Source organism: Paenibacillus radicis (ex Xue et al. 2023), assembly GCF_024722015.1.
GTDB lineage: Bacteria > Bacillota > Bacilli > Paenibacillales > NBRC-103111 > Paenibacillus_S.
Map to the genome: position 1 here is coordinate 484672 of NZ_JANQBD010000002.1, position 6963 is coordinate 491634.

The following is a 6963-nucleotide window of genomic DNA, read 5'->3' on the forward strand; positions in this document are numbered from 1 at the left end:
GCACAACCCTTTCTGTTCGTCTTACTTTTTGATAACCTTCTCAGCAGCATTTAACAGCTCTTGGGCAGCATTTGGGACAGTTTCTTTGCCAAAAAGGATTTTTTGGCTTAAGTTCACTATGGTTGTTTCGAATTCTTTGCCGTTAGGAATTTCCCGGTCCAAAACCCGTGAATTTTTAGCAGCCAAGTCAATGTAGTCATATACTTTCTTGTCCACAGGCGTTGCTTGTGCTTTCAACGCTTCACGAACCTTGGAGGAGCCTGGTACACCGCGCTCACTTCCCAGAATCATGGTAGCTTCCGGGTCGTTAACCATGAAGCTTATAAACATGGCCGCTTCCTTCGGATTTTTGGTCTTGGCATTTACCGACATGAATTGGCTCGGCTGCAGCCATAGACCTTGCGCTGCACCTGCTCCTCCGTTCGGTGGAAGCACAATGTTAATTTCATCCTTCATGCTTTTTTGGTAAGCATTCACTTGGTTGGACCAAATCAAATGCATAACTGTTTTTCCTTCTACAAAGGTTGAGTTATCCGGATTTTCCGTGTAAGCGGTAGTAATTTCCGCGGGAGGCGTGCTGCCCTGCTTGCGGTAGTTATCCCAGGTAGTAAACCATTTGGCGATTTCTTCTTTGCCGAGCCCTACCTTACCATCCTTATAAAGCGTCTTGTTGCTTTGCCTTGCCATATAATTCAAGTACAAAGGAACTTTGGATTCATCAACTGCGCCATAAAAGCCTTTCCCCAATGCCTTCGTAAGATCCTGAGCATACTTGCCAAATTCATCCCAGGTCCAGTTGCCTGTTGGAGGCTGCAAGCCCGATTTTTTAATCAGCTCTGTATTATAAGCAATACCAAATGCGTTAGAGCCTAAGTTAATTCCATATAATTTCCCATCCATAGCTCCCGATTCGACAGTTGCTTTATCGAAATCAGCTACATTAATTTCTTTGCCCAGGTAAGGGTTAATGTCCAAAAGTGCATTGCGCGCCACATAGTCCGGATAGTTATTTCCTAGCTGGATTAAATCAGGAGCATTACCTCCGGCGATTTGTGTATTTAATTTATCCCAGTACCCATCGCTTCCCAAGTATTCTCCGTTAATTTTGATAGTAGGATTTTTCTTCTCGAACAGCTCGATGACTTTGAGAGTAGCGTCGTGCCTCACCTGCGACCCCCACCATGTCATACGAAGCTCGACCTTCTGATTGCTTGCTGCCGGTGTAGTAGTGGTAGCTGACGCACCGCCAGGAGCAGGTGTGCTTGCTGCCGGTGATGATCCGCCTCCACCAGGCGTACAAGCAGCCAACATGGATGCTACGGTTGCAAATGTAACGAGCAAGGACCAGTTCTTGTTCATTTTCATAGCAATAACCTCCTATAATTTAGTTTACTAAAATTGTTTATTTGTCATTTTGATTATGTTGTAAATATGTAAACGCTATCATCGCCTGCCGAAATTCCCCCCCTGAAATACATAATCGCCCTTTTTTCATGTAAAATCGATAGTTTTCGCCATGCAATTTCCTTTAGACTTAGGCTCATTGCTCGTTTAAATCATATCATCATGATTCAGAAGACGTCAACAAGTTTAGTAAATTAATTTATAAAAAACTGTATTTTAACTAAACTAATCTACTTAACACCAATCTCATTAGCCTATAAAACTGGTCTATTGACGCATGTTTCCAGTCATTAAGGGTGTATTCATTCATTTCGCTTACATCCGCTTGAATAATAGACAAGGCCATAGTAAACTAAATATGTTTAGTACGTTTATCATGTGTTTGGTAAAGGAGTGTACTTGCATCATGAAGATGGAGGATATTGCGAAGTTAGCCAACGTTTCTAAATCAGCTGTTTCCTTGGCGCTTAGCGGCAAGCCGGGTATTAGCGAGGAAACCCGCTTTAAAATATTGAAGATTGTTAAGGAAAGTGGTTATTTACCAAGATCGATGATTAAAGCCGACAAAGTATATGGACTGACCAAAACACTTCGTTTCGTCGCTTGCACCAATTCCGGGATCGTACTTGAGCAATATTACAAGCAGCCGTTTTTCATGGAGTTAATTCATGATATTGAAGAACAATGCCGCGCACGCGGCTACTCACTCTTCTTCTCCTCAATCCAGACCGACAATCTTGAGGATGCCATCGATACTATGGAAACCGAGCATGAATCCAATGGGATTATTCTGCTAGGCACGAATCTCACCCAGGAGCAAATCCGGCTCATTGCCCAGAAACAGATTAATTTGGTTGTCCTAGATACATGTCTGGAAACATTCAATGCAAATTTCATCGTCATGAACAACGTAATGGGTGCATACCAAGCAGGACGTCATCTGCTCGACCTTGGACATCGGCAAATCGGGTATGTACAGTCGCATTCCCGCATGTACAACTTCAACTCCCGCAAGAAAGGCTTTCTGCAAGCATTGGCAGAGGAACACTTGTCAGTAGATGACGAGCATTTCTTCTCGGTTTCCCCCACCATAGTGTCCTCTCAGGATGAATTTATGCAGAAAATAAAGGCGCTGAAGACTCCTCTGCCGACCGCCCTCTTTTGCGAATGCGACTATATCGCAATCAGTACTATCAAGTCATTGATTGAACTAGGAATCCGTGTCCCTCAGGACATCTCCATAGTTGGCTTCGATAATATTCAGGAATCGACGATTATCACACCGGAATTGACTACCGTCCACGTAGAAAAAGGTAAAATAGCGGAGCTTGCTGTAACGAAGCTGTTCGATATGATTGAAAACGGGGACTCGGTTAAAATGAAATCGTTCATCGATACGCAATTGGTTGTACGCCAATCCTGCCGAGCTGTAGGTGCGCCTGCTGAAGCTCAGCCAGCATTGCCTGGTCTTTGAGCACCGAATTTCATTTAACACTACAAGGTCATACCATGAAAAAAGCTTGACGGAATGAATATCCGCCAAGCTTTTTTTATTTGATTAAAGTTAAAATACATGATTGATATTCAACGTTGGGTTCGCCGTTTTAATGGTGCTGCAACAAGTATTTGCAACATTATTTGACTTGATTCCGTTACTTAGACAGCAAGGAGTTTGAAATCACAACAACTGCATCCGCCCTGTTTTAAATATCACAAAGACAAAGGTTAGAATGGAGGACTATCACATTGAGAAGCGAGAAAGAAATGATGAATATGCTTGTAGATTTTGCTATGAGCGATAATAGAATCCGATTGGCAACTTTGGAAGGATCACGTACAAACAAAAATATTATCCCTGATACATACCAAGATTTCGATATTTCTTATTTTGTGACAGATATGGATTCTTTCAAGGAAAACGATCAATGGCTCCATATTTTCGGGAGTCGTTCTATGATGCAAAAACCGGAGGATATGGAGCTCTTTCCGTCGGAATTAGGGAATTGGTATTCCTATATAATTCTATTTGAAGATGGTAATAAATTAGACCTGACACTTATTCCAATTAATGAGGTAGAGGATTATTTCACCGATTGCGACGGTTTAGTTGAAGTCTTGCTCGATAAGGACGATCTAATGAAAAATGAAGTGATCGCAGACGACCGTCAATATTGGATTAAAAAGCCAACTGCAAGAGAATTTGATGATTGTTGTAATGAATTTTGGATGGTTTCAACTTACGTAGTAAAAGGATTAGCGCGAAAAGAAATCCTGTTTGCTATTGAGCATTTAAATGAGATTGCCCGACCCAATTTGCTAAGAATGATGGCTTGGCAAATCGGATCAGAGCAAGGCTATACCTTTAGTGTTGGAAAAAACTATAAATTTATAGATCGTTACCTTCCAAATAAAGATTGGGAAGATTTGCTATTAACTTATTCTGAGAATGGCTACCCAAACATGTGGCAGTCTCTTTTTACTTGTTATAAGTTATTCAGAAAATACTCTAAAGCTGTGGCAGAAAACCTCGGATTTCAGTATCCCGTTTACGATGAAGCCATCACCAAGTATACTGAAAGTATTTATAATTCCGATAAGAATTAACATGTCCTTCATTCAGAAGATCACAATTGCCAATTGAATTCCCAGCATTTGCTTTCAGATTAAATCGTCCAACACGGACAATTCCCGCTTTTGCGGCCACAGCACTCCTCTTTCCCACCCTAATACAAACGACTCGTATCTTCGGTTCTCAGGACATAAGGATAAATCACCAAAGTAACGTTCGATAGCCAATATTTGTGAGGCGTGTGCCCGCAGTGCTTTTGCTTTTATTTCCCATTGAGGCATTGTGTCAACGCTAATTGAAGGCTCATGCCCTTGCTGAAGCAATGTATTGGAGATGCAGTAATATAACTTTTGCACAGATGGACATTTACCGCTGAGTACCGCTAAAGTAGCCATTTTAGAAATAGCCATATGATCCGGATGAAAGTTGCCGCCGTCCTCCGGGAAGCTGAATATAACTTTGAGCTGATATTTATTAATAAATTCAGCTACTTGTTCGATGAAGAGAGTCTCGTCCACTTGATTCAATTTACCGTCCGGGTGACCCAAATGCTCAATAACCGTCAATCCTAATATTTCAGCAGCTTGCTCCATTTCCTGAACACGCAATGCAGCGAGCTCCTCATTAGACAAATGAGCGACATAACCATTCTTCTTACCCGCGTCACCTTTGGTGGCTAGCAGAAGAACCGGCTGCTCTCCTTCATGGACAAGCTGCTTTATCAAACAAGCGCTTAGAAAGGTTTCATCATCTGGATGCGCATAAATAAAGCCGATGGTAGGTGTCAATGGACTCGTCTCCTTACGAGGTTTTCCTAATAGTAGCATACTGCCGATCGATATTACATCATTCTTCACCTAAAAGTGTCCGAGCAAGAAAAAGCTGACCTCCTAAGAAAGTCAGCCTAACTTATGATATGTTTTACTCACTCAAATATTATTTGACATCATAGCCTTGGTCTTCAATTGCTTCTTTAATAGTTTCCAGCGATAACTTACTCTCATCAAAGGCAACCGAGACCGAATTACGGTGAAGATCTACTTTTGCGGAAGCCCCTACTTGTTTAACAGCTCCTTCAACCGATTGTGCGCAGTGGCTGCATGTCATCCCCGCTACTTTTAGAGTTATATTTTGCATGGTGGATTCCTCCTTTTAATTCGTTCGCCATACTAATACAAAACATGCATTAACTCCAAGATCTATATGTTCATAATCAATTAATATTATCCATTTCATACATCTATGCCAAGGGTTCGAACGATAAACGTTTCACTAAGCCTCTCATAAAAAAAGCGCCGTTTCCTTCGAAAAACAACCAACACAAAATGAGATACGAACACAATCTGCACTATAGCAAAGCATAGAAATAAAATATAGGCAGCATAACGATTCATCGCCATCTCGGTTATCGCCGCGCTAACAATAAGATAGCTGAGTCCACCGTATCCATAAAACAGCGAACCGTTGCGCAGGACAATCTCCTTGAACCGCAGCTGCGGTTGACTGCCAGATATACGAAGCTGCAGCAGCCATAATCCGAACGTGCGTCCATTTGTTATATAGGGCAGAACAATAAAGTAACCTAGAATCACAACCAACATCGTAAGAGGACATTCCAGAAGCAAAGCCAATTTAACCGGTCTGAATTGAGGCAGCGATATAAATACAACGATCCACATAACCAACCAAACATCGATCACGAAAGCAAGCAAGCGATGAATATATCCTACAGGCTTGATGCCCAAATCTATTTTTTGGTCCAATGCTTCCTTCTGAGGAAAAAGGAACAGCAGCATGGGAGCTATCCAATAACCGACCAGCACGCCGGAAGTATTCAATAGTAAATCATTCACATCAAAAATCCGGTAAGGGCAGTTGTATATGCCATATAGTCCCGTAAGCTGCGTAACTTCAAAAAACAAAGAAACTACAAAACCCGCTCCAATAGCAACCAGCCACTTTTTTCTAAAATAATAGCGTATATAAACGCCCAGCGGCAGAAGCAGGATAAAGTTAAACACAACTTGTTGAAAGGCTCTTTCATGCAACGCCTTACTATAAGTAGACGGATCCCCCCAGACGACGTGGGTCTCTTTTATAAAATCAAATACAAATGTGAACAAAAGCAGCGTATAATACTTCGTTCCAGGCAATTGCTGCGAGCACGTATCTCTTGTTTCAGGCAAAGGCAGAATGACTAAATAGTAAGCTGTTATCATAAATAATACGAAAGAATACATGAGAATCATCCTGAACACATTCACGTAACCATAACATCGGTAATTGTATATTAAGAAAGGGACGGTCAGCAGCAGCGCAATTAGAGGAAATGTAACTAACGCAGCTTTGATGGGAAACAGATGAGATCCCAAGACTTACTCCCTCCTCATTATGGAATATAAGGTTCTTATTAAGTATTTCATCTTTTTATGGGAATTATGTTGCGAACGCTATGAGAGCCATTCATTGAATTGGAGCAACAAAAAGAGCCCCACTAGGTTTGACTGCTAGTCGCTAGTAAGTAAAGTAATCCCGATTGTGCGTTGTGGCGTTACATGGAGGTGGTCGGTCGAACCTTTACGCAGAGAATCGCCTATTATGTGCTGCAAAGATTTAAGTATTGTAATTGGCGATACACCATTCTAATGAAAACAGACGGCAAAATAACCCTCTTTATGTTTAGATGGAAAACGTCCTGTTAATTCAAGCTTTTGAAGCCTTTAGATCCAATTAACGGAAAATCATCCAGTTAGTTTCAAATGAAATGAGCAACATTCTAAATATGAGCTATTTTAGCGGTACATTTTCCAGTTATATGCTCACCAAGAGGGTAAACGGGAAAAATTAGCTCCAGAAATTCCAGCTATATAAAACGCACTTACAATCCTCACTTTGCCATCAAATGGGTAAATAAATAGTAAAACCAACCCAAAGGTGGCATTAAAAATGAATACACAAGAAATCGGAAAACTTAATCAATTGATGAAGGA

At 41.2% G+C, this 6963-nt stretch carries 6 protein-coding genes; 2 read left to right on the forward strand and 4 right to left on the reverse strand.

Annotated features, from left to right (window positions below; genetic code table 11):
* Positions 1–21: 21 nt before the first annotated feature.
* Complete coding sequence (locus NV381_RS04825; RefSeq protein WP_258212133.1) at positions 22–1365, reverse strand: ABC transporter substrate-binding protein; 1344 nt, start codon at positions 1363–1365, stop codon at positions 22–24.
* A 445-nt stretch (positions 1366–1810) separates the two neighbouring features.
* On the opposite strand from NV381_RS04825, the gene NV381_RS04830 reads away from it, so the two are divergent.
* Both NV381_RS04830 and ant(6) read left to right on the forward strand, forming a co-directional pair.
* A complete protein-coding gene (locus tag NV381_RS04830; RefSeq protein ID WP_258212134.1) occupies positions 1811–2878 on the forward strand; it encodes a LacI family DNA-binding transcriptional regulator in 1068 nt (355 codons plus the stop codon).
* A gap of 272 nt (positions 2879–3150) precedes the next feature.
* Entirely contained in the window at positions 3151–4008 is an 858-nt protein-coding gene (gene ant(6), locus NV381_RS04835; protein WP_258212135.1) for an aminoglycoside 6-adenylyltransferase, read from the forward strand.
* A gap of 54 nt (positions 4009–4062) precedes the next feature.
* Here the strand turns inward: ant(6) and NV381_RS04840 are convergent, their stop codons facing one another.
* From NV381_RS04840 to NV381_RS04850, 3 genes are all read right to left on the reverse strand, one after another.
* Positions 4063–4761 (reverse strand): PIG-L deacetylase family protein, encoded by a 699-nt coding sequence (locus NV381_RS04840; RefSeq protein ID WP_258212136.1) that lies wholly within the window; start codon positions 4759–4761, stop codon positions 4063–4065.
* Positions 4762–4909: 148 nt separating this feature from the next.
* Positions 4910–5110: a copper ion binding protein gene (locus NV381_RS04845; protein ID WP_258212137.1), complete on the reverse strand. Its 201-nt coding sequence runs from the start codon at positions 5108–5110 to the stop codon at positions 4910–4912.
* A 95-nt stretch (positions 5111–5205) separates the two neighbouring features.
* Positions 5206–6345, reverse strand: coding sequence for a VanZ family protein (locus NV381_RS04850; protein WP_258212138.1), 1140 nt, complete (start codon positions 6343–6345; stop codon positions 5206–5208).
* Positions 6346–6963: the final 618 nt, after the last annotated feature.